The 25,232-nt window shown below is 34.6% G+C and carries 21 protein-coding genes; 4 read left to right on the forward strand and 17 right to left on the reverse strand.

Annotated features, from left to right (window positions below; genetic code table 11):
• Window positions 1–98: 98 nt before the first annotated feature.
• From AB4Y30_RS13895 to AB4Y30_RS13930, 8 genes are all read right to left on the reverse strand, one after another.
• Window positions 99–1,685 (reverse strand): ABC transporter substrate-binding protein, encoded by a 1,587-nt coding sequence (locus tag AB4Y30_RS13895; protein WP_368652814.1) that lies wholly within the window; start codon window positions 1,683–1,685, stop codon window positions 99–101.
• 80 nt (window positions 1,686–1,765) lie between these two features.
• Window positions 1,766–2,896 (reverse strand): N-methyl-L-tryptophan oxidase, encoded by a 1,131-nt coding sequence (solA, locus tag AB4Y30_RS13900; protein ID WP_368652815.1) that lies wholly within the window; start codon window positions 2,894–2,896, stop codon window positions 1,766–1,768.
• 425 nt (window positions 2,897–3,321) lie between these two features.
• On the reverse strand, window positions 3,322–4,242 hold the full coding sequence (locus AB4Y30_RS13905; protein WP_368652816.1) for a sensor histidine kinase: 921 nt from the start codon (window positions 4,240–4,242) through the stop codon (window positions 3,322–3,324).
• A gap of 21 nt (window positions 4,243–4,263) precedes the next feature.
• The gene (locus AB4Y30_RS13910) at window positions 4,264–5,013 is read right to left on the reverse strand and encodes an ABC transporter permease (RefSeq protein WP_368652817.1); all 750 of its coding nucleotides are present in this window, start codon (window positions 5,011–5,013) and stop codon (window positions 4,264–4,266) included.
• Window positions 5,006–5,929, reverse strand: a complete 924-nt coding sequence (locus AB4Y30_RS13915) for an ABC transporter ATP-binding protein (protein ID WP_368652818.1) — start codon at window positions 5,927–5,929, stop codon at window positions 5,006–5,008. The genes AB4Y30_RS13910 and AB4Y30_RS13915 overlap by 8 nt, the downstream gene beginning before the upstream one ends.
• 79 nt (window positions 5,930–6,008) lie before the next feature.
• Window positions 6,009–6,701, reverse strand: a complete 693-nt coding sequence (locus AB4Y30_RS13920) for a response regulator transcription factor (RefSeq protein WP_368652819.1) — start codon at window positions 6,699–6,701, stop codon at window positions 6,009–6,011.
• 685 nt (window positions 6,702–7,386) lie between these two features.
• Window positions 7,387–8,088: an SGNH/GDSL hydrolase family protein gene (locus AB4Y30_RS13925; RefSeq protein WP_368652820.1), complete on the reverse strand. Its 702-nt coding sequence runs from the start codon at window positions 8,086–8,088 to the stop codon at window positions 7,387–7,389.
• Window position 8,089: 1 nt separating this feature from the next.
• Window positions 8,090–8,686, reverse strand: a complete 597-nt coding sequence (locus AB4Y30_RS13930) for a TetR family transcriptional regulator C-terminal domain-containing protein (RefSeq protein WP_368652821.1) — start codon at window positions 8,684–8,686, stop codon at window positions 8,090–8,092.
• A gap of 431 nt (window positions 8,687–9,117) precedes the next feature.
• Between AB4Y30_RS13930 and AB4Y30_RS13935 the strand changes: the two genes are divergently transcribed.
• Window positions 9,118–10,509: a hypothetical protein gene (locus AB4Y30_RS13935; RefSeq protein WP_368652822.1), complete on the forward strand. Its 1,392-nt coding sequence runs from the start codon at window positions 9,118–9,120 to the stop codon at window positions 10,507–10,509.
• A gap of 358 nt (window positions 10,510–10,867) precedes the next feature.
• On the opposite strand, the gene AB4Y30_RS13940 is transcribed toward AB4Y30_RS13935, so the two are convergent.
• From AB4Y30_RS13940 to AB4Y30_RS13980, 9 genes are all read right to left on the reverse strand, one after another.
• The gene (locus AB4Y30_RS13940) at window positions 10,868–11,173 is read right to left on the reverse strand and encodes a DUF960 family protein (protein ID WP_368652823.1); all 306 of its coding nucleotides are present in this window, start codon (window positions 11,171–11,173) and stop codon (window positions 10,868–10,870) included.
• 9 nt (window positions 11,174–11,182) lie between these two features.
• Window positions 11,183–11,539: a hypothetical protein gene (locus tag AB4Y30_RS13945; protein ID WP_368652824.1), complete on the reverse strand. Its 357-nt coding sequence runs from the start codon at window positions 11,537–11,539 to the stop codon at window positions 11,183–11,185.
• Between the two features lie 11 nt (window positions 11,540–11,550).
• Entirely contained in the window at window positions 11,551–11,877 is a 327-nt protein-coding gene (locus AB4Y30_RS13950) for a hypothetical protein (RefSeq protein WP_368652825.1), read from the reverse strand.
• Window positions 11,846–12,358, reverse strand: a complete 513-nt coding sequence (radC, locus tag AB4Y30_RS13955; protein WP_368652826.1) for a DNA repair protein RadC — start codon at window positions 12,356–12,358, stop codon at window positions 11,846–11,848. The genes AB4Y30_RS13950 and radC overlap by 32 nt, the downstream gene beginning before the upstream one ends.
• Before the next feature lie 101 nt (window positions 12,359–12,459).
• On the reverse strand, window positions 12,460–14,136 hold the full coding sequence (locus AB4Y30_RS13960) for a recombinase family protein (RefSeq protein WP_368652827.1): 1,677 nt from the start codon (window positions 14,134–14,136) through the stop codon (window positions 12,460–12,462).
• A gap of 230 nt (window positions 14,137–14,366) precedes the next feature.
• Entirely contained in the window at window positions 14,367–15,977 is a 1,611-nt protein-coding gene (locus AB4Y30_RS13965; RefSeq protein WP_368652828.1) for a phage/plasmid primase, P4 family, read from the reverse strand.
• An 18-nt stretch (window positions 15,978–15,995) separates the two neighbouring features.
• Entirely contained in the window at window positions 15,996–16,454 is a 459-nt protein-coding gene (locus AB4Y30_RS13970; protein WP_368652829.1) for a hypothetical protein, read from the reverse strand.
• The gene (locus tag AB4Y30_RS13975; RefSeq protein WP_368652830.1) at window positions 16,451–17,713 is read right to left on the reverse strand and encodes a DNA polymerase; all 1,263 of its coding nucleotides are present in this window, start codon (window positions 17,711–17,713) and stop codon (window positions 16,451–16,453) included. Before AB4Y30_RS13975 ends, AB4Y30_RS13970 begins: the two co-directional genes overlap by 4 nt.
• A 218-nt stretch (window positions 17,714–17,931) precedes the next feature.
• Window positions 17,932–18,720 carry a hypothetical protein gene (locus AB4Y30_RS13980; RefSeq protein ID WP_368652831.1) on the reverse strand — a complete coding sequence of 263 codons (789 nt, stop codon included), beginning with the start codon at window positions 18,718–18,720 and terminating at the stop codon, window positions 17,932–17,934.
• Between the two features lie 568 nt (window positions 18,721–19,288).
• Here AB4Y30_RS13980 and AB4Y30_RS13985 point away from each other — a divergent pair.
• The 3 genes from AB4Y30_RS13985 to AB4Y30_RS13995 are packed head-to-tail and all read left to right on the forward strand — an operon-like array spanning window position 19,289 to window position 25,231.
• Window positions 19,289–22,561: a helicase-related protein gene (locus tag AB4Y30_RS13985; protein ID WP_368652832.1), complete on the forward strand. Its 3,273-nt coding sequence runs from the start codon at window positions 19,289–19,291 to the stop codon at window positions 22,559–22,561.
• A 14-nt stretch (window positions 22,562–22,575) separates the two neighbouring features.
• A complete protein-coding gene (locus AB4Y30_RS13990; RefSeq protein WP_368652833.1) occupies window positions 22,576–23,274 on the forward strand; it encodes a DUF4391 domain-containing protein in 699 nt (232 codons plus the stop codon).
• A gap of 1 nt (window position 23,275) precedes the next feature.
• Window positions 23,276–25,231 carry a site-specific DNA-methyltransferase gene (locus tag AB4Y30_RS13995; protein ID WP_368652834.1) on the forward strand — a complete coding sequence of 652 codons (1,956 nt, stop codon included), beginning with the start codon at window positions 23,276–23,278 and terminating at the stop codon, window positions 25,229–25,231.
• The last annotated feature ends 1 nt before the right edge of the window (window position 25,232 follow it).

A 25,232-nucleotide genomic window follows, 5' to 3' on the forward strand; every position in this document is an offset into this window, starting at 1 on the left:
AATCCCTAAAACAATGAACTGCACCTCCAATTCTCAGATTAAATGTCTCCAAGAATTAGAGTGCAGTTCACTACTGTTTACATATTACAAATATCAACTTACTCTTCTACAGTCACATTCCAAAAAATTGGGCCTACTAATGTTTCAACGCCTTTGATTTTATTATTTAAGCTATATACCTTACTAAATCCACCCAATTGAATTGTCGGTAAGTGCTCTTCCCAAGCATAAAGCTGTAATGTATCCCATAGTTCTTTAGCCTCTTCATGGTCTTTAGCTAGTTCGATATCTTCCATGGTATCAACAATGAACGAATCGTTTACTCCCCCTGCCCAAGAAGGACTTAAGGAAATTAATTGTGGTGGAGTACTAACAATAGATGAACCAGAAATAGTCGCATCCCAAGAGCCCAGTTCATTTTCATTTTCGGTCATCTGAGATAAGGTTGGCCAATCGAAAATTTCAAGTTTAGAGTTTATTCCCATATTCGTCAATTGTTCATGAATAACAACTGCTAAACTGTAAATATAGTCATAATCTCGCGTTGCTAAAATCCTAAACTCTTCTCCATCATAGCCCATATCTTCCAGCATTTCTTTCGCTTTTTCTGGATCATTTTGATTGTAATACTCGCTTCCTGCATCACTTGACCAGTTAGAAAGATTTACATCCATGTACCCTGGTGCTAACCAATAAAAGTCTTTGTTTGGAAAAGCCGCCATCATGATCTCGTCTAAATCAAGACCTGTATTAATCGCTTCTCTCAATTTAAAATCACTACCAATTCCTTGCACATTGTTAAATTTTAAAACGGCATTTGCTGAAGGAACTAAAAGTGTCTCTAAATTTGGATCATTATCAAGCTGTTCAAAATTGTCATAAGGAATATCATAGGCAAAATCATACTCCCCTGATTGTAGCCCAGCTATACGAGTTGATGTATCAGACACTATATGCATGAAAATATCATCAACTAACGCTTCTTTTTTACCAGATAGTCCACTTGCTTCCATCTCTACTGGTTGATAGTCCTCGTACTTAGTAAAATGGATATACTGATCTTGCTTCCACTCAACAAACTTAAAAGGCCCTGTTCCGATATATTCTTCCACACCTTCAGCTGGTGCTGATTCAATATTTTCTTTTGGCATAATCGCGGGCGCTTGTTTCGTTGTAGCAAGTGTATCTAATGTTAACGCCGATGGAGCAGCTAATGTTAATACTACAGTATAATCATCCTCCGCTTCCCATGTTGCATCAACAAAAATATTACCTGTCAATGAAGATTGTTCTAACCAACGTTCCATTGATGCGATGACATCTTCGGCGATCATTTCTTTTCCATTATGAAATTTGACACCTTCTCTTAAATGAAAAGTATACTCTTTACCATCGTCACTTAGATCGATCGTTTCAGCTAACATTGGAACGGTTTTATATTCTGCATCAACTGTAACAAGTGTTTCATACATAAGCATTGCTGTATCACGAGTAGCAGCAGCTGCTGTAGCAGGCTGATCAAGGCTTGGTGGTGAGGCATTAAGTGCGATATTCAGTTCTCCACCCTTTTCTGTGTTACCATCATTTTCATTACCGGATGAATTGTCACCAGAATCACTACACCCAGCAGCAACCAATGCAACAATTAATAAAACAATTAAAAATTTGACCTTATGGAATTTCACGAAATTCCCCCCTAAAATTTTGTCCCGTTCCCTTGATGTTATAGGTAAAATTCACTTATTCTTTTTGAAAAAACATTGAATTATAAGCCGAATCTTTTTGGTGAAAGATGTTTAATATCATACCCTGTCTTGTTCCCCATTGCTAAATGAGCTGCGATTTCTCCCATGGCAGGTGATTGTGAGAACCCTTGTCCAGAGAAACCACATAACAAAATCACATTTTCATTCTTCGAAGTACTTCCTACAATTGGTAACCCATCCGTTGTAAACCCGTCCATAAATGGAGCAATACTGACCGGATCTGGATTGAGGTTTGGTATTAATTCTTTAACCGCTTCTCGTACTCCTAGGATATCTTCTACTGATACATTCTTATCAAAATGATCCGCACTATCATATTTCGCTCTTTCCAAACTTTCACTGACTCTCACTAGTCTCCCATCAATCGCAGGAGTTCCTTGAATATGTCGCCCGCCACTTAAACGAGAAAAGTTAGGAAACTTCTCCTCAGTAAATTGCTCAGGACTCTCTGGAATAAACCAAGTCATAATAATACGTTGTGCCGAGTAAATCTTATTCATGTTAGGCACTAATTTATTTGCCCACGGTCCTGCCGTAACAATCACTTTGCCAACACGATATTCCTTTTCATCTTCGCCAGCAATAATTGTTACACCAGTTTCATCAGCTTGAATATCCTTCACTTCTGTATAGGAATGAACCTGTGCACCTAACTTCCGAGCACGGTTTACAGCAGCAATGACAATTTGCTCTGGGCGAAGTACTCCACCCATCTCATCCCAAACAGTCACTTCTCCTGGTAATAAACGGTGCTGTGGATAGCGGCGCATCGCTTCATGATCATCTAAAATTTCATGTCTTAAATCATATTCCTGAATACTTCTCATTACATTTTTCATACGCTGGGAATCAGGATCGCCTATCGTTAATGCACCACTATACGATAAGAGCTGTTGACCAGCCTCCTGTTCCAGGTCACGAAACATATGATATGAACCTTTAATAAACGGCGTTTCCTCAACTAATGGGGAAGCGATTCTAAAACGTCTTGATCCCCCTCCATACGCGGAACGATCATGCCCTATCCCAAATTGTTCAAAACCTAATACGGATACACCTTGTCGTGAAAGTTGCCATGCTGTCATGCTGCCCATCGTCCCTAGTCCGACTACAGCTACATCTGCATCCATGTTATCTCTCCTTTATTTGTATGCTTTCACCATTATGTTCTCAGAAATTACCAGACTTCCAATCTCCTATTTATCGTATAACAGAATAGAATTTACCCTTTGTACTATTTCTCTAAAGGCTGTCAGATAAAACTCATTATCTACTGAATGAATAAGGCATCTACCTTTCTACTCTGGTTATTTATAAAGATATAGGGGATGTAATTTTCAAAAAATGATGAATAAACATTAATTTTATCATCTAACTATTGCTTGTCAATAAGTACGAGACTCAGAAATTTCGTCTGACGTAATATTTTTGATATACGGAAAGGGAGGATAAATATTGGGAAGTTGTAATTTAAAAGGCAAAAACATAGAACTGGTAGCGATTTCCAGTCCTATGATTTTGCCTCTATATCAAAATATTAACTTATAATAAGCGCTCACGCCTTTTTACTATCTCCCACTCCAGTTTTCCACCTACACCTCATAATCAATTGGCCCTTATCTAATTCCGCAGAAAGACTTCCATTCATTTTTTCCATCAAGCTTTTAGCAATAGATAATCCAAGTCCTGTTCCTTTTCCCTTTCTTGCTTTATCTACTTTATAAAAACGATCAAACAAATGAAAAAGCTCTTCTTCCTTTAATTGCGGAGCTGGATTACTGATCGTAAACTCAACAAATGCCGGGGCTCTTTTTAAAATAATGTCCACATTACCAGTAGAATGCTTTAAAGCGTTTGTAACTAAGTTTTCAATTACCCGCTTTACTGCTGAAGAATCAGCCTTAATCCTTATATCATCCACCGGAATATTAATGGTCGGTTCTATATGCTTTTGATTAAATTCTTCATAAAAGCCTACCAAAACCTCTGGAACCAAATCATTTAATAGAATGGATTCTATCTTTAATGGATAATCTGCCGACTCAATAATGGATAACTTAAAAAAATCTTCTAGTAGCACTTTCAATCTCAATGCACCATTCTTTACAATTAGAACATGCTCTTTTCTGTCTTCATGGGTTAAATCATCATCTTCCAAAAATTGAATATATCCCAAAATAGAAGTCATCGGTGTGCGAATATCATGTGAAATACTTGAGATTGCTTGCTTTAACTCATTCTCTGTACGTCTTTTTTGTGCGATTGCGTATTTAGTTTCATCTATTTGGATATTTATTTCCTTTGCTAATTCCTCAATATCCTTATCATAATAACCAAGTTTAATTTTCGAATCTATTTTATCTTGGTTTCTCTCCTGTAGTTGTCTCGTTACTCTTTGTATTTCTCTTTTTAAGAACATAAAGCGGATGAAAAAAAACAATGCTATGCTAAGCGAAAATATTGTTACATACATCATTTTTCATCACCCCACATTCATTTATTTTATTTCCTTTTTCTGAAAGACAAAGCCACCTAATCCCCCAAAGACAGCGATAGAGATGATAGGAATAAATATCATATTTAATAAATCCCTACTGTTCAATGAAGCTACAATTTCTATATTCCACAATAAATAAAAAATAGAGTTCTCCACTAATGGCTCAAAGTATGGAATATACTCAGCAATTGTAGTTAGGATGCCTTCAGCCATCTGGAAAAATATAATCATAAAAGCAATAGCCTTTCCAGTATCTGTTAAGATCGTTGCAAAAAATGTCATTAATGATGCAAACGCAGCCGCATAGAGTATGAAGAAACCGATCGTTTTTACAAAATAACTCCATTCAGGCATATCTGGAAAGCCCAAGTAAACAGCCATTGAACCTGTTAAAATAATCGGAATGATTATTGAAATAATTACTGCACCCATTGAAAAAACAATTAATTTTGCAAAGTAAATACGTGCTCTACTATTTCCAGAAGATACAATATTTTTCATCGTACCTGATGAATATTCCTTTGAGATAAAGAAACCAGCTAATACGCAGGGAATGAGTTTGATTACATAAATATTCGCATTAAGCAAATCTGACTGATAAAAGTTGCTAATCTTGATCAATTCTGCTCCTTCGTCAAATATAATTAATAAAGGATAGAAGATACTAGTCGCAATTAATAGGAGGATCAAAAACCAAAATGTTCGATCTTTTCTCAGCTTATACCATTCCGCTTTAATAAGGTTACCCATGATGGATACCCCCAATACGCTTCATAAAATAAGACTCCAGATCCTGTCCCATCGGCATGAATTGCTCAATAACTAGACCCTCTTTTACAAGAATGGAGGAAATCTTTCCAGGGGCATCCACATAGCCGAATAATTTAATACAACCATCTGGCATCACTTCAAAATCATTTGTTGAAAGTGTTGTTTCTATAATCGTAGTTGCCTTTTCCGGATTATTTACTTTGATATGCAAAAATCGCTGACATTTTGCATTAAGCTCTTCTACCGTTAATTGTTCCACTAAATTACCTTGATGAATAATCCCGTAATGGGTTGCAAGTAAATGTAATTCACTCAATATATGACTAGAAATTAAAATGGTCATACCATATTCCTGATTTAATTTTTTCAAAAGCTCACGTATTTCAACAACTCCCATTGGATCTAGGCCGTTGATAGGCTCATCAAGCATTAAAAATTCAGGATCTCCAAGTAAAGCAATCGCTATTCCTAGCCTTTGTTTCATACCTAATGAAAAGTTTTTCGCCTTCTTTTTCCCTGTATCATGAAGACCGACGATAGCAAGCGTCTTTTTCACACATTCTTTTCCTGGAATTCCTTTTAAAAGTCGATGTGCTTCTAAATTTTCGGCAGCCGTCATATGCGGATATAATGCAGGCCCCTCTATGATCGTGCCAATCCGCTTCCGAGAGTTAATGACTTCTTGCGCATTGCTGTGTCCGAATAATTCAATCGAACCAGTAGTTGGACTGGCAAGACCTGTCACAATTCGAATAAACGTAGATTTCCCCGCACCATTTTGTCCAATAAAACCATAAATGGATCCTTTTTTAATAGATAAATTTACTTTATTTAGAGCAACTTGATTTTTAAATTGTTTCGTTAAGTTACTTGTTTTCAGTACATATTTGCTCATATATTCCCCTCCTCAAAATGATGCTTTTAGTATAGAAAGGAAATCTTAACGAACTCTTAAGGAGAATCTTAAGAAAACCTTAAGTCTTAAGTCGATACCCCATTCCCCAAATCGTCTCAATATACTGCTCATCTGGATTAACAGCTGCTAACTTGTTTCGTATATTGCTTATATGTACATTAATCGTATTATCATCCCCATAAAACGCCTCTTTCCACACACTTTCAAATAAATTTTTCTTTGTAAAAACCTTCTTTGGTGAGGCCATGAAAAGAACTAATATCTCGTATTCACGTGCTGTAAAATTTAGTTGCTTTCCTTGTAGAAATACCGTTTTAGCTTCTTGATCAATCTCAATGTCTTTATAAACAAGTTTCTTCGTGCTTGGCAGTTTATTTATTCGTTGGTACCTTCTCAAATGAGAGTCAATCCGAGCAGAAACTTCCTCATTATCAAAAGGCTTTGTAATATAATCATCTGCCCCAGTTCGTAGCATACCTATTTTCGTTTCCTGATCTATTTTTGCTGAAATGATAATAACTGGGATATTACTTTGCTCAGTAATCTTAGTAAGAATTTCATCTCCAGACATTCCCGGAAGCATCAGGTCGAGAAGTAGCATATCCCACTCCTGCTTTTCCAGATACAGCATGGCTTCCGTGCCAGAAAAAGCAGGTTGAGGATGATAGCCATTCTTCTTTATGATGTTACATAGTAATTGATTGATATCATTGTCATCTTCTACTACTAGGATTTGGATTTGATTGTTCATATTTTGATTCACCTTCGTTTTTTGGGGATTGGTTTGATGTATCGCTTATGACTTATATCTTTCTTGGAATGTCTACTGACTTATACTATATTTAAATAATGTTATTAACCTATCGTTTTGCAAATAAATTGAAATTGTATTTTTTATAATTATATCTATTATTTTGGTATTTACAACTTGTTGTATAGCAAAAGTAAGTAATAACGTATTAAGTGGAATTTCTTTATCTTTCATTTAAATCGCCTTCTGAGGAAAGGACCTGAAGCTATTTTATCTAATAAGGGCAATGTAACAATTAATGGAAATGTATATATGTAAGATGCACTAAGAAATTTTGATGGGTAGTTGATAAATGGACCATTGAATGCTAAACAAATGAATTTCGGAAGTGGCGGAATCTTGGTATAAGGGTTAGCAAATAGTGGCTCTAATAGCATTTTATCCATCAAAATTTCTAGCGTAGCATATGATTATAGACTATGAGATTCTAGAACAAAATGGTCATTTGCTTATTTAAGGAAAAAAGCTACTATTTTTAGACATTTATATTAATGATAGAAAAAGTAGATGTTACGGGAAATAGGATTTTTTCTATCCAATTACCAAAATATAATAATACCATCTCGATAATAGTTAGGGATGTATTTTGATTAGATGTTGTAAAAACTATTTCCATCCATTATTGTCATTTTATTACTGTTGCATCTTTGTTATGTAGAAACTGGTCAATTAGTGCTGCATATTCATCAGCTACCAATGAAGCGCCTTTACTGTTTAAATGAATGCCATCTAAGGTTAAATGTAAACCTCGCTTTTTTGATAGTTTGTCAATTCGAACCGGGTTTCTATAAAAGAGAACATCCTTCATGACACCCATCACACTAGTGCTAATATAGTCGGAACAATCTAATTTAGCTAAACCTTTTTCAAACACGGAATGCATATTCAGAAAACTTACATCAGGATATTTATTAGTGATGAACTGAATAATCAATGCTAATTCTTTTAATTCCTTATTCGAAGTATTCTCTATTTTTTCCCCTACTATTGCTGGGGATACGGCCACAACTCGTTTAGAAGAAGTGATAACTAACTCTAAAACATTGGTGAAATATTCTTGAAATTCCTCATGTCCGGATACAATTGGTTGAGCTTGTACTTTCAGCAATTTTGAATAGACGTCATTGACTCCTATCCAAAGAAAGGAAAGGTCATAATCCGTATCTAATGGTGTTTTTGTTAAACGTGTGTGCAAACTTTTGACAGACTCCCCAGGTTTCCCCAAATTTTCCAAAGTAAAACTTGGATATTTATCTTTTAGAATGTTGACAAAAGACACCCCTGGACGGCCTTCAGTTAAGCTGTCACCTATTAAGCCAATTTTCATTTTAACTACCTCCTTTTTTAATTTCTCCTAAAAATATAGTAATTGCTTTACTAAAAAGGGCTTCAAGTGTGCTTAAATCTTGAGTATTAGTAAGCTGAGATAAGCCACCTAGCCATGTGCCTAACAATACAGACCACTCATCTATATTTCCGTCTCTAAACTCCCCCTTGTCTACACCTTCTTGCAAAATGGATTTATAAGTACCTATTGGAATTTCGGCTAAATTAAATAATTGTTTCACAGATTCAGGACTCGAATTCGGATTAGAAGCCAACTCTTGGCCTGATTTTAATAATGGTGTTTGGAAATTATATAACACATGTAGTGCCACACCACACAATTTTTCTGTTGCTGTTGAGTATGTGGATTCTTTGTGCATCCATTTGTTGTACCAATCTCGCATAGTCTTTTGCGCTAACAGGACGAAAAGTTTTTCTTTGTTTTTAAAATGATAATAAATGTGACCTTTGCTGTAGCCTGAAGCTTTTGAAATATCCCCAACTGACGTTTGATTATACCCTTTTTGTGAAAACAAAAGAAAAGCTTTATCCATGATTTTATATTTTGCATTCTCACTGTCATATCGTCTTTTGTTCAAAAATATTCTCCTTTTTATGAATTGAACGTTCGTTCTAATTTGATTATACATGATTTTGTTGCTAAATAATCACTTCATCTATATAAGTCAGCATTTCGACATTATTTATGATACGGTTCTCCGTAACGTATCTAAGTGAGGTTTTTTAAATATAAAGCACTAAAAAAATCAAGCTTACCATAGATAAGTCCTATAAAAGTGATGAATTCTTTAGCATATGATACCACATCTTTATAATGTGATACGGTTGATTCTGATTTTACAATAGTTAGCGATTACAAGAAAAACTTATAAAATAGCTAAACTAGGCTCTTGTGTTAAAAGTTATGGTAAAATATTATTTAATAACTAAACTGCTTTTGTTGTCACATAGTAATCATTGAAATTGCTAACATTAGTCTTTGGAGAAATTTCAATGGAAGGAGGAAAATATGCGAATTTATGAAACATATAGGAATTCCTCTAATGAATCCACTATAATCTTTAAAAAGGAAAGTATAACAGGTGAAGAGTTATCCGTGTTGAAAGAGGATATAAAAACAGTTAACAAATTAACCCCTGTTTCAGAAAGAATTAAAGATCTTAAAAAATCGTATGAAAACTTCCAAAATTGGGAATCAGGTAAAGTCAATCAATTTGATGATGAGAGTATTATAACAGATTACATTATAAAAACTGTTCAATTCATAGAACAGTGGGAAAGTTTTATAAAAAGAGAATATAGTGCAGTTCAATCTAAATTTATTGAAAAGAATAGAAACCTATATGAAAAGTCCTTTGAATACAGATTGATATATAACTTGAGGAATATGACTTCCCACACACATCACTTACCCTATACAAAAGTCAAAAAGTCGATAGAGGAACCCCCTAGCATTATCTTAGAGATAGATTATTTACTAAAAGTGCATACTGGTATTCAACCAAGTTTTAAAAAGGAATTACTAAGCATTGATTGTAAGAGTTTGAACCTAGTTGAAATAATTAATACATCCTATCCAAAATTGGAGGAATTTCATCAGTCGGTATCAACACTACTAATTGAAGAACAAAACTCATTTAAACTAACTAGTTCAACATATAGAATAATAAAGTTCTATAACAAATATCAAGAGAAAAATGGAGTATTGGGATTAACAAGCGATGAAATTGATATAGACAAAATTAATAAAATAGGATATAGGCAAACATTCAAGTTTACTGAAATTCCATATAAACTAGCATGTTTCGCTGCACTATGCTCCAGTATGAATTTTCGATTAGTGGGTAAAGTAGAAAAAACAATTGCAACTAAATTTCCTGAAGAAAAAGATGGAATAATATATAGAGGAAATAAGAATGTCAAATATATGGAAGCCAGTTGGGAAAAGATTTGCGAGCAAGTATATAAATTAACAAATAATCAGAATATATACAGCTGTTTATATATGATAGCCGGACTATCTAGAGAAGATTATAAACGGAAAGAATTAGAATTCATCAAAAAAGAAGACTCATTTTTATCTACACATTTTAATGAGAAACCATTAAATAGCGTTAGTCATGAATCAGAAGTGATGATTGTATACTTTCATGACGAAGCGGTGAAAGATCTAGAACTAATCTACAATGGTACTGTTAAAAACCTACGGAAAGATCATTTTGGTAATGATTGGAATGGTTTTGGGTTAGGTGATTCTTTTCAATTAAACGATCAAAAAGTAAGAGTCTACAGTAAAACCAGAAGCATTAGTGAGGTAAAGGATAGATACTTTATAGGACCAAGTCATTTAAATCCAAATAAAATCAATTACAAAAAATTAGATATAAAAAATATCAATTAATTTTGCATCATGTCTAGCCTGAATAAACAATAAGCATAATGATTGAAATATATTGGTAAGGGCATCTCATACTAACAGGTGAGGTGTCTCTTTTTTTACGGGTGAAGTAGCTATCGGTTCTTGGTCCATCTTCTATTTTGTCATTTATAAAGTATATTTTTAGAAGTTTGGTGTAGTAGATACTACAGCTTTCTCTTTACATAGCTGTAGTATCTACTACACTAGGAATCCCTTTAACGGATTTTAAAATAAGTAATGAGTAAAAGTCACTTTTTACATAACACACCTAGAACAACTTCCAATATACCTTTTGCAATATCTAACACAACTTCTTTATTATTCAAAACAGTTCACCCCCTTAATAATCACTTGGAAACAACATCATCTGGTACTCTTCACTGTCAATGCACCAAATCGTCTGATTAATTGGTGTCGTGTACTTTAACAGAAATTCCCGTCTTACGCTTCTTTCAGGTACTTCCTGACGGTGAATGATGTGTTGCTTCCCATGCTCTGCGATTAATTCAAATACTTGTAAATAATCTAGTTCTAAATCGTTCTTACGCTGTTCATCAATTAAATCCCACAAGATCTTTTGTATTTCTACGTGTACGTCTTCGGCAATCATTCTTGTCATGTACCTTTTCTCTTTGTTTGCAAACATATGAACCTCCTAATGTTCTAACCACTTTTCTGTCCTGTAAGGTAAAGTACCTTCTAAAAAGTAAATAACAGACAGTTGATGGTCTTGCATGATTCCAATACGAAAGTACTTCATTCCATCTATTCGCTCTGCTTCAACGTATTCAATGTCATTTACACAGCTTTCTAGCATTCTTGCATCTTCCACATCATTGAAATGATAGATACAAGCCCAGGAAGGTAAGGAGAAGTCTTGAATCTCATCTCCATTGTTTTCTACTTCGTACCATAAGTGGAACTGATTTTTGATTTCATCAATATAAAAAGAAGGCAGATGTTCCTCACGTTCTAACGCTTGAACATCTGCTAGAGATTGAATGACTTTCATACCATCACCTCTCAGTCGGATATTTTTTGATTGTTTTTAAACCATGCTTGGTAAAGGATTGCTCCATCCTGTTCATGGGTGACAAGGATGAGTAACCATTCATCACCTGTTGAATGTGTGTAGATGAATGAATGTGCTAGAAGCGGATTAGGTAGAAGCTGTAAATCTACTTTTGAAATAATATCTTCATCAATTTCATCATGCTCTAGTAAAACCGCTTCATAGCCAACTTCTTCTGGTGTAACAGAAATACCAAACTTATTTAACATTTCTTCCTTAAACCACACAGCATCGTACACTGGACGGTTAGATGTATCCTTTTTCTTTGAGTGAGACAAATTCATCTTCTCCCATCACAATGTGGTCGAGTAAATCAATACCAATTATCTTTCCTGCTTCTACAAGCTTTCTTGTCACATGAATGTCTTCTTGACTTGGATCGGCATTCCCTGAAGGATGATTATGCCCAACTAAAATAGAAGCGGCATTGGAAAGAATCGCTGGTTTCATCACTTCTCTAGGGTGTACGATCGATGCATTTAAACTGCCAATGTGACACACATTGATTGCTGTCGGTTGATTCTTTGTATCTAAACAAACAACGATGAAATGCTCTCGATCAACCTCCCCTAGAAATTGCTGGAGTAGCCTGTAACCATCTTCAGGACTACGGACTACTCTATTTTTGTACAACATGCTACATTCCTTTACCATTTTTACACTGACAATGTTCACTCGCTTAGCTGGTACTCGTTTGGTTGGTGCTTCTTTTACATGATTAAATTCCATCTGTTTGAACCTTTCATTATAACTCTTCATGATTTATATCCTCCTTGAATGTTTTAAGTAACCATGAAGCATGATTACTTCAAGGAAATAATATATATTTAAAAAGGTCTTTCTTACGTCTATAAGAAAACCTATAGGTCAAGCAGGACATTAAAAAAGGGAGCAGGATCATCTTGGATGGATGAGTCTGCTCCTTCTTTTTGATTGAAGTAATGTGTTACTTCACGGTTCAATTGAATTTGTATTGTATCTATCTTGCGATCTTCAGAAATCGTTATCTTATGAATGAGTGCATGGAGTAAGGCTTTTCGCTGTTCCCTTGTGAGTGCTTCTTTGTATGCTTTAGAGAAGTTTTTCATAACTTGCTTTACCGTTTTATATTCTACTTTCGGGATGTTATCAATGGTTAGCCTTCCCTCGACTGGCTGTAATCTCTCTTTTAATTGAGCTTCTTTTTGTTCAATTTCTGTCAGTTGATTTGTTAGGTCTACTTTAGAAATGATTTCTTCTACATACAATTGCAAGTACTTATCTTTTTTCTGCTTTAAATCGTTTAATGACTTCTTTATAAGTTCAAATTCCTGTTGTAAAGGTGCTACGTTGTTTTTATTCTTTTCATTAATGTTGTCTACAATTTGTTTGATGAGAATGTCATTTTCAGCTAAATTGGTGAGTTTCTCAAGGACATATTTGTCTGCGTAGTCGGTACGAACGCCATTCGACCGGCAAACTGCTGTACCTTTGTTTTTCCAAGCTCCACAAACATAATACTCTAACACACGTTTTGTACCATCTTTAAGTCTGTTAGTCGTTCTTCCAATAACCATCCCTGCGTCACACACTGGACATCGTAGAAGACCTGTTAAAGGAAACTCTCCATCATGAACTCGATTCGGTTTTCGTGAACGTTTTTTCATCGTTGCTTTTGCCTGTTCCCACACTTCCAATGAAATGATTGGTTCGTGTTGCCCAGGAACGATGATGGGGTCTGGATTGATGTTATTTCTCCTTTTTTCGCTCCAGTCACGTCTTACGTTGTACCGAATGTAACCAGCATAGACGGGATTTGATAGAATGGTCTTTACTCCGTTAATGGAGAAGGGATTGTTCTTCTTTGTTTTAAAGCCCTGTTTGTTTAAGTGGTTGGAAATAGCTTTGTAGCCATGCCCATTCACGTACATGTCAAAAATCTTGCGAATGATGATTGCTTCTTCTTCATTAATGTATAACTTGGATACTTCGCCTTTACGATTGTTGCTTCGTTCTTTCACCGTATTGTACCCAAGTACTTGCCCACCGTTCCACAGTCCTTCTTTCGCACGTGCGATCATTCCCATCTTTACGTTTTCTGCAATGTTCGCACGTTCAAACTCCGCAATTGCCGCCATCATTTGAAACTGCAAGACCCCTGAAGGTGTTTCTGTTTCGTACTGTTCTGTGTAAGAACGGAAACCAATGTTACGTTTCTGTAGTTGGTCTACGATTGTTAGTAAATCCACACTTTTACGAGAAAGTCTGTTCATTTTCCAAACGAGCACAATGTCGAACTTGCCTTGTGGTGCATCGTGTAGTAGTTGTTGAATCGCAGGACGTCCGCTAATGTTCTTTCCACTAATTCCTCTGTCTACATATTCCTTATGAATGATGTGACCATGATGGTCACACCACTCTCTTAAAAGGTTTAACTGTTCATCAATACTGTAGCCTTCCTCAGCTTGCTCCACCGTTGATACTCTCGCATAAAGTGCCACCCTCTTTACCTGTGCTTGATGACTGGCTTGATCGGACTTCCTGATTATTCCCTGCACATGAAACCTCCCCTTTCTGTGATTGTTTTTCCATGTAGTTAGATACCATTTCTGTGAGTATGTCGATGAATGTTTGATATTCATGCTTGGATGATTCCTCAAAGTACATGACGTCCCTATCCTTTCTATAATATATATTTGAATTTCTTACGTTTGACTGACTGTAAATCTTGTCACTGTCGTCACTCTAATCACTGTTAGTGATGTCAGTGACAGCAGTGAAAAGCTTTCTATTTTAATGCAATGTCACGAACGACCGTTCTTCCGTTTGATTTTCCACGAGAAAATTCAATTAGCTTTACATCCATTGCTTCTTTAAACAACTTCCAAAACTTTTGTGGTGTGTTTGTTCCTTTGAATGGAAATTCATTGTTCGTCATCCAAATAGAGTAAGCGTTCATTAAATCTCTAGCGTCCATGACATTAGATGGTTCAGCAGTGACACATTCTTCTATAAATTTTTCAATTGGGTTTCCAACACCAAAATATAATTCCTTAGCATGTTGCATCGATTCAGAAATCGTGAAAGTGTAATTGTTTGCGATTAATCGTTTCAACCCGTCTAAAGCCCATGAAAGTATTCCTTCTAATTCGTTTGCAAGCTTTTTAGGTAAATCCTTGTCTTGTTCATGCGGGAGAAATGTCTTGTCGAACGGTAGGATGAGTAACCTACGTTCAAAGCCAAAGCTGTCATCGCTAAGCAAAGGTAACTCATTCATGAGAAAGACGAGCTTGGTTGGTAATTTCGTTGTGATTTCCATTTTGTTTTTTCTGTTGATGGAAATTTCCTCACCTGCTGTTAAAGCCTTCAGCTTTCCTGTTTTAAATGCATCGACATCTGATTCTGTTGCGAGATTCAGTTTCTTTCCTATTAAAGGTTCTAATCCAAACTCACTATTGAAATTGGAGAGTGGAACGGATGCGACATTCTGAATGCCTACCAGTTGAGCTAAGACATCAAATAGTGTAGATTTCCCATTCGCTCCTGCCCCAACTCCAATGAGGAATGCATTTGCTTTGTGACTTGTAGAAAGTGTGTAACCGAACCATTCCTGCACAAATTCAATCGTTTTAACCTCATGAAAGAGCGATGTTAGGAACTGTTGAAATACAGGACAATCAGTATTCGGTTGGTATTCTACTGAACTACCAAAGGTGGCTAGGTTATTTGGTGCATGTGGCACGAGCTCACCTGTGGTAGAATAAAGCGTATAGTTTCTTAATGGGAAGTGGTCTTTGTTAAAGTTTGCCGACTCTATGAAGACTACTTTCCTTTTAAGAATATCAACAACTGATTTTTCTATATGAACAGTCCAACTGTCCTCGATGTTTTCACCAGCGGCATGTGCTATTTCAATGATTAATCTGTGTAGCGGTTGTGTCGCATCTTCCCAGTAACCTTTTTCCTTGTTGTAAACAAGTAGGCTTTCAGGATCGTTTCGATTTGCTACTAATGAATATAGTTTCATCACACATTCAGCAAAACTTTTGTTGTTAAAACTGATACGTCCAGAGTCACTCATGGAATAGCCGACAATTTCTTTACCTACCTCTAGCATCATCTGGTCATAAGCAAACTTGACTGAAAGTGGAAGTTCGCTATTACCATTAGGGTTCAATTCCAACTCATGTTTTTCTATGAGCCAATGAATTGGTACATGACTGATGTAATCAGCGTTCAACTTTTCCATGACATCTATTGATTTTAAATTTGCACTTTTTACTTCTTTTACAAAGTTGGAGTAGCTACTAAACTCTTCAACTTCTTTTATTTCTATTTCTACATCACGTACATATTGTCGAATAAATTTTAAGTTTTTCATGTTTGTAACTTTGAACATTTCGTTTTCAGCCCTCCTTTAAAAGTCCAAATCATCTAAGCCATCATCAAGATAATCTTCCAATGCTTCGCTCACTTCGTCTGAAGTAGCATAGAACACCCAATCATTCATCTGTGGATAGGCGAATTCAGAACCTTCTGGTGTGTAATGAGACAGCATTGCTTTTCCTTTTAAACCAAATAAAAGACTTGGGGTGAAAGCATTTGTCCGAACTACCTCTAATACAGCCTTCACAAACCTGTGAAATGAGCCTCTAGGTGTTTTATTTACAAAGAGGTTGATGTTTTTCACTTCTTTATCACCAGCAGGATTATCAAGTTCTTGAACTTCTACTGTTAACTTAATAATTTGAACGTCTTCATTCTTTTTGGTCTTAATCATGTCGTACTTTGCATCCGTAATTAAAAAACTAACCGCTCCATCACTTACTTTCTCTTTAAAATCATCCAGGTAAATTGCTTCTTCATTACTATTCATTGTATTTTTCCTCCAATTTTCTCTATCGTCAGCAACCCTTTACAAGGGAAACCTCTGAAAGTATTTTTTATTTTTTCTTCAAATTCTGTTGCTACTTCATCCATTAAAGTCGATAGATTCGTTTCAATAGGTATTGAGATCCACACTTCATCGTGTAAGGCATGCATAATTTCTATTTTGTGATTTGCCAAGGTCTTCATCAGCATTTTGATGGCTACGCTAACACTCGACTGCAGTGTAAAGTTTCTCTTCTGTGCTTCGTAAAATTTAGCAATTGGCTTTACCTCCCCAAAGGCAGTTAGCAGGCTGTCACTCTTTTCTCTTTCAAGTAAAAAACTTTGAATTTCTGGGTACTGCTGAATGAAAGCATCATTGATAGTTACTACATCAGCACTTGTGATGCCTTTGAAGACCTTTTGCAAGCTTTTTTGGATTGTTTTTACCCCTGCACCATACAAGAAACTGTACGTGTACCGTTTTGCTAGTTCACGAGCCTGTTCATCAGCTACTTTATGACGATTCATTTTACTTTGAATAAGTTTAGCAGTTTCATAGTGAATGTCTTCACCAGCATTAAACCGTTGAATCAATTGGTCGCACTTAGCATAGTAAGCAAGGAAGCGTAACTCTGCGTTGTTTAAGTCAATGCTCACTAATTGCGAATCCTTAGGTGGAACAATGTAATCACGCATCTCACTTGGCAAAGAGGTTAACGGAAGTTGTTTAGCGGACATTCTGCCTGTGTAGCTTGCAAAACTCTGCCATTTTCCCTTCATCCTAACATCACCGTTTTCTAACTCGACCCCGTCATGCTTTAGATTCAAGTCCCACTGTTTCAGGTAATTGGAATGCTTCCTGTACTGGAGCATTAAGTTGTACGTTGGATGAAGCTGTTTGTAATTAGCTAATGCATCAAAGCTGTTAGCAATTGGAAGATTGTTTCCTCTCCAATAATCGTGTAAACGACTTTCATCAACATCATCATGAGCACCGTCAACATACTGATTGATTTCAGTAACCGCCTTTGTTCGTTGAGTTCGTTTTCCTTCCAAACCGCTTCTGAACCATTCTTCTGCGATTACTAGCCCTCTTTTTTCCATAGAATCTAAGATTAGTTGAATCGACTTCTCTAATTCATACAGCGGATGAAACACATGATGTGATTCTAAAATTTCACTGACTAATGGATCGTGTTCCTCAATAGAAAAGTTCTTCGGTAACAGCAACAAGTTTGAAATTGAAGTATATTCTAATCTCATTGTCTTTTCTTACCTCCCTTCATAAAAGTGGTGAGCCAATTGCTCTTACATTGAAGTATAGGAAATAAAAAAAATCTGCTCTATTAGAAATTTTATTTGTAATTTCACAAAAAAAATTCGGATGGTAAAAAAGCGAAAAAAAATAAGTATCTAGCATTTACACTAGATACTTTTCTTTTTAATTCACTATAAACTCGAGCAAAATCTTTAATGTTAGTCTACTTGTCAGAATGGATTTCCTTTAGTTCCTGGAGGTACTTCTCCAAGTCGTTTTCTGTTTCAAGGTATCTATCAATTTCAACAAGTCTTTTATGTAATTCGTATTCGAGATATTCATCAGGTTTAGTTTCCTTTAGTGATTTAATGTATTCTTGTAATTTCCCAAGTATGGTTGGAATCCTATTCTTCATTGCTTGATTATATAATGCTATCTTATGATGGTCTGGAAGTTCCTCAAACAATTTTACCAATGTATATAATTTATTTTGAATTTCATTAGCATGAGTACTCATTTTAGGTAGTAATGTAAATTGATAAAATAAGCTCCCCAAATTTACCGATACAAATTCCCACGATCTCCGATTGTCTTTCTCATTCCACACTGTTTCAAAACGACTCAATTTATTTGTAAATGCTTCTACCCACTGTTCCTCTTCAAGTATGGGATTAATTATCTTTGATTGGTTACTTCTAAGTGCTTTGAAAAAGGATTGTTCGGATAAAGAAATAAGAACAGCCAAGAATATTGCATCAATTTGATTGTAATTATATTCCTTGAAGGCATCTCCTTTAGCTTTGGTAAGATTCATTTCATTGTTGTAGAAATATGCCCCTGAATCTTTGTCACTTTGTTGTTCGAGTACATATTGAACTTCTTCCTTTTGAAGAAATTCGATTATTTTATCTAATCTCTTTTCTAGTGAGGTTTGTTCAGGATCATTTTCTAATTCACCATATTTTCTCGCCAGTTCAATTATATCCTTTTTTGGATATGTTTTTTTACTCACAACTGATTTCCCCCCTCACATTCCTATAATTTACTTCAAAGTTTAGTTGTTCCGTTAATTATTACTTGGCTTTAGTTTTTTGATAGTTACTACCTTTTTATAAACCTCTAAAATGATATAGATTAAAACCTGTCACTCTTATCACTATCGGTACTTTTAGTGACAAGAGTGAATCAAGTGACCCAATTTAATTTAACAATCTGGTTCACTCTAATCCACGCACCTTTTTCAAATAATTGATGTAATCAATCTGCTTTTTAATTTACAACTATTTGCAATACCCAAATTTATTGATGGTTGTTTTACTGTACTTATCTCATACCGTACTTACAAACGGCTAGCTTACTTTATTCTATCAAAACTACAATAGCATTGTATGTATCTGCTGTTTTTAGAATTATTTTTAGTAGGAATCCGAATGAGTAGATAGACCTGTTATGTTATAATTTCTATAAGATGATAAATTTCAAATGATTATGTAGCAGTTATATAGTTTTAAAGTACTTTACAAAGTTAACGATAGCAGATATTACGTACCGAACTCATTATATAAAAGGGGGTATCCATTTTGAAAGCACCTAAATTTATCGATAATAAGACCTATAAAATGGTTGATGAAATAAAAGAGTATAGCAAAAAGAATAGTAAAATAAGTATGATTTCTTCCAGCTTTACTTTATTTGCTTTTGAGAAGTTAAAAAAGGAACTTTCCAAGATTGATGAGTTTAGATTCGTTTTCACAGAACCAACTTTCGTTTCAAAGAAGCAGGAAATGAAAGAGTTTTACATCGACAAAAATAATAATGTATTTGGTACTGAATTTGAAATTAAGCTTAGAAATGAAATGACCCAGTCTTCTATTGCCAAAGAATGTGCAGAATGGATAAAGGAAAAAGCAACGTTCAAATCATTCAAGGAAAGAAATCCAGCTTATCCAAGGCTTATGCACATAGAAAACAAGGACGATACGGTAGCAATGAATGGATCTGTTGATTTCACTGCGGATAGTTTAGGAATCGTGCCTTCGACTAGAATGGAAGCAATCAATGCTTTTTATGGAGAACATACGATTGGAATGCTGCAGGCTTTTGAAAACATTTGGAACAGTGATAATGAATTAGAAGATGTAACAGATTTAGTGATGCAAAATTTAAATGTTATCCATAAAGAAAACCCACCTGAATTCATCTACTTTGTCACCCTATACAATATTTTCTTTGATTATTTAAGTGAACTTACGGATGACCGTCTTGTGAAAGAGAAGACTGGAATCAAGGAAACGTTGATTTGGAACAAGCTCTATCAGTTTCAAAAAGATGGGGTGTTAGGTGCAATTGAAAAGATGGAAAACTTTAACGGCTGTATTATCGCAGACAGTGTGGGTTTAGGAAAAACTTTTAGTGCTCTAGCGATAATTAAATATTATGAACTACGAAACTATCGAGTACTCGTGCTCTGCCCCAAAAAACTAAGAGATAATTGGCTAGTTTATACGATGAATGACAAAAGGAACATTTTCGTTAATGATCGCTTTAGTTATGACGTATTAAATCATACAGACTTAAGCAGAGAAACAGGTTATTCAGGTGATGTTAACTTAGCTACATTAAATTGGGAGAATTATGATTTGGTCGTTATTGACGAATCACATAACTTTAGAAATAATCCTCCAGTTAAAGATCGTAAAACAAGATACCAACGACTAATGGAAGATGTCATCAAATCTGGTGTACAAACGAAAGTGCTCATGCTATCAGCAACCCCTGTTAATAACAGAATGAATGACATAAAAAATCAGATTGCTTTTATTACAGAGGAAAATGATCAAGCACTTCAAGAAACTGGTATAACTAGCATTGATCATACACTTAAAAACGCACAGATGGTCTTTAACCAATGGGCTAATTTGTCAGAAGAAGAACGGACGACAGAAAAATTCGTAGATATGATGAACATGGATTACTTCAAAATACTCGATACATTAACAATTGCACGATCTAGAAAACATATTGAAAAATATTATGATATCGAGGAAATAGGTTCGTTTCCAGAACGACTAAAGCCAATGAATAAATATAGCAAAATAGATGAAGATGATATTTTCCCTGACATATCAGATGTAAATAACACGATAAATAAACTGAACTTAGCAATCTACTCTCCTTTAAAATATGTTTACAACCATAAACTTTTCGAATATGAAAGAAAATATGATATGGAAGTTAAAGATGGTCAAGGTCTATTTCGTCAGAGAGATAGAGAAACTAGTTTAATCCATTTAATGCGAGTAAATATATTAAAGCGGTTAGAAAGCTCTGTTCACTCTTTTACATTAACTCTGTCAAAAATATTGGAACAAATAAACCACATGATACAAGCAATTGAACAACATGAAGCAGATTATTCAACGAGTAGTTCTGCAGAAGACGTGTCCATTTTAGATATCGATCCAGATGATACCCTTTTTGAAGATTTACTCGTTGGAAATAAAGTAAAAGTATTGCTTCAAGATACGGACACGATTAAATGGAAGCAAGAACTAGAAGAAGATCAGGCAATCTTAGAAAATCTACTCGCAATGGGTAAAAGTATTGAGCCCGGAAAAGATAGTAAGTTAAACATGCTCAAAGATACAATTATTCAAAAAATAACCAATCCGATTAACAAAGGTAATCGAAAGGTCATCATTTTTACTACTTTCTCTGATACAGCAAAATATTTATATGATAACCTAGCAACTCATGCAAAGCAGCTAAATATTAACACCGCTTTAGTTGTTGGGAGCGGAACGAACAAGTCAACGTTAGAAATTCCAGCTGAATATAAAAATCAAATAAAATTTAACGACATTAATACCGTTTTGACGTTATTTTCACCAAAATCCAAAGAAGCACATAAAGTTTTTCCGAATATGCAAGAAGAAATTGATATTCTCATTGCGACAGATTGCATATCAGAAGGGCAAAACTTACAGGATTGCGATTTTGTTGTTAACTATGATATCCATTGGAACCCAGTGAGAATTATTCAACGTTTTGGTAGGGTAGATCGAATTGGTTCAAATAATGAACGAATTCAACTCGTAAACTTCTGGCCAACCCAAGATTTAGATGAATATATTAATTTAGAACAACGAGTCAAAGGTAGAATGGTATTAGTAGATGTATCGGCAACAGGTGAAGAAAACCCAGTAGAAAAAAATCAATCGAAGGAAATGAGAGACTTGCTTTATCGAAAGAATCAGCTGAAGAAGTTAAGAGAAGAAGTCGTTGATTTAGAAGATATTTCAGGAGGAATTTCGATAACAGACTTAAGCTTTAGCGATTTTAGGGTTGATTTAACAGGATATCTAAAAAACAATCGGAAAAGTTTAGAGCAAAGCCCAACTGGACTCTACTCTATCGTTCGTATACCTCAACAATTTGAACATGAACTAGAACCAGGTGTCATTTTCTTATTAGAACAAGTATCAGGAGAAATAAATAATTTGGAGAAAAATCCGCTTCATCCTTATTACTTGATATACGTAACGAATGAACAAGAAATTAAAATATCCTATGATAAAGGTAAACAATTACTTGATTTCTACAAAAAAACTAGTCATAACAATGACAAGTTGGATACTGAATTAATTACGAAATTTAATCATTCAACGAATTACGGAAGTGACATGAGCCACTATTCCTCATTACTTGAAAAAGCAATCGAAGAAATTATCGGGCGTAAGGAAGAACTAGGGATTGCTAGTCTTTTCCATAAAGGCGGTACAAGTATCGTTGCAGAAGATGTTGATGGACTAGAAGATTTTGAGTTAATCAGTTTCTTGATTTTAGATTCATAAAAAGGCGTGATGAGATGTTGGTAAAGTCATTGAATCTACCGAAAGAATGTGTTTATAACCAGTTCATTCCGAAAAAACAATTTTACACCCATGGTAATTTAAAATCGACGGAAAAAAATATTTTCACCCAAGGAATTGAACGAATTACCTTATATGCTCAATTAACAAGACAGAACACAAATATTCCAGCCTATCAAGATGATACGAGGACTTATGAAGAAATATCAGTTTTCCTTGTAGAGTTGAGAGAATTGCAGGTGATGGAAAAGATTGCAACATTAATCATGGAATCTATTCCTTATCCAATCATCCTCATAGGAATATTTAACAATCAGTATAATTTTTTCGGGGCACATCAGAGAGATAATCTAGTAGATGAGCAAAAGATTATCTTAGAAAAAGTGTATCAAACTGGATTTCTTGATAGTGATTCAATATTTATCGAGCAAATAAATTACCGTGAGTTAAAGAAAAATAACTTTTTCACGTTTTACAATGATTATATTCAAGCAATTATTGAATTTAATTTATCAAGCAGAAATATCAAAAGAATTGAAAATAAGGAAGAAACTTTACAGAAAATAGAAATGATGGAAGTGGAAATTACCACGCTTAAAGGCAAGTTAAAGCGTGAAAATCACTTTAATAAAAAGATGGAATTAAATATGAAGATAAAAAGATTAGAAAAAGAACTAAAGCAAATGGAGGGTTAATATGTCTCAATTAAATGGCGAATCATTAAACATTGAAGATAAGAATATCGAAAAGTTAGTCGAATTATTTCCAGAAGTAAATACAGACGGAAAAGTTGACTTTGGAAAATTAAAGCAAATACTAGGTGAATATGTCGATGATTCAGAAGAACGTTACCGCTTTGTCTGGAACGGTAAAGGAGAAGCTCTGAGATTATCACAAACACCATCGATGGGAACGTTACGTCCAGCGAAAGAAGAAAGTAAGAATTGGGACGACACAGAAAATTTATACATAGAAGGAGATAACTTAGAAGTATTAAAACTGCTACAAAAATCATACTTTAATAAAGTGAAAATGATTTATATTGATCCACCTTATAATACGGGAAGAGATATTATATACAAAAACAAATTTCATAATTCATTAGAATACTATAAAGCATTTACTGGACAAATAGATAAGGAAGGCTTTCAAATATCTACAAATCAGGAACACAATGGTCGATATCATACAGATTGGTTAAATATGATGTATCCACGATTAAGACTGGCCAGAAATTTATTAAAAGAAGATGGTTTTATTTTTATTGCTATTGATGATTATGAAGTTCATAACTTAATTAAAATATCTGATGAAATTTTTGGGGAACCAAATAGACTTGGGATTATATGTGTAGTACATAACCCAGAAGGTAGAAACCAAGCTAAGTTTTTTGGTACAAGTCATGAATATGCTATTGTTTATGCTAAAAATATTACAAAAGCTAACTTTAGAAAGGTAGCTATTGATAGTGAAATAAAAGAAAAGTTTGAGTATCAGGATGAGGAAGGTAGATACTTATTAAAAAATTTTATAAGGATGTCTGATGGAAAGTATAGCTTAAGAGAAAATAAACCGCACTTCTATTATCCTGTTTATGTTAATGAAGATCTAACGTGTATTCAGGAAATTCCCGCACCAGGGTATGAAGCTATTTATCCTATAACTCAAAGTGGTCAAGAAAGGACGTGGAAAACTACTAAAGAAACTTTCTTTGAACGCTATAAAAAAGGTGACATTATAGCTAAACGGGAATTTAACACAATTATGATTTATGAAAAAATACGAGAGAATCAAGTCTTAAAAACGCATTGGTTAAATAAGAAATACCATGCATTTCATTATGGGACTAAAGTGTTAGATGATCTACTAGGTGCAAAAACTTTTGATTTTCCAAAGTCTATAGAACTAATAAAGGACTCGATAGAGATAGTAACTGAAGCAAATGATATTATTTTAGATTTCTTCTCTGGATCATCTACCACAGCTCACGCTATTATGAGCTTAAATTCAGAAGATATGGGAAATCGTAAGTTCATTATGGTTCAGTTACCTGAATCTACTGAAGAAAAATCTGAAGCATATAAAGCTGGCTATAAAAATATCGCAGAAATTGGAAAAGAAAGAATTAGACGTGCGGGTGAGCAAATTAAAGAGGAACTGAAAGAAAAGTATGAATCCGCAAGTAAAGCAGACAAAGTAGAAATGAAACATCCTGAAGAATTAGATATTGGTTTTAAAGTATTTAAACTAGATTCCTCCAACATTAAAGAATGGAATCCAGGTGAGTACGAGAACATTCAATTGGCTATTGAAGATTCTTTAACTCCTTATGTACCAGGTAGAACAGAAGAAGATGTTGTCTATGAAATGATGTTGAAAATGGGCTTAGACTTAACGTATCCAGTAGAGAAGCATGACGTAAATGGAAAAACAATTTACTCGATAGGATATGGCTTTTTAATGATTTGTTTAGCCGATAGTATTGATATATCCATAGCCGAAAAGATGATTGAAATTAAAGATGAAAATGGTCAACAAGAATTTAGAGCGATATTTAGAGATGAAGGATTTAAATCAGATACAGATAAAACAAATGTAAAAGAAACATTACGATCAGCAGGACTAGCTGAAGAGTCATTCATTACGTTATAGA

The organism is Ornithinibacillus sp. 4-3 (assembly GCF_040958695.1).
Lineage (GTDB): Bacteria > Bacillota > Bacilli > Bacillales > Amphibacillaceae > CALAMD01.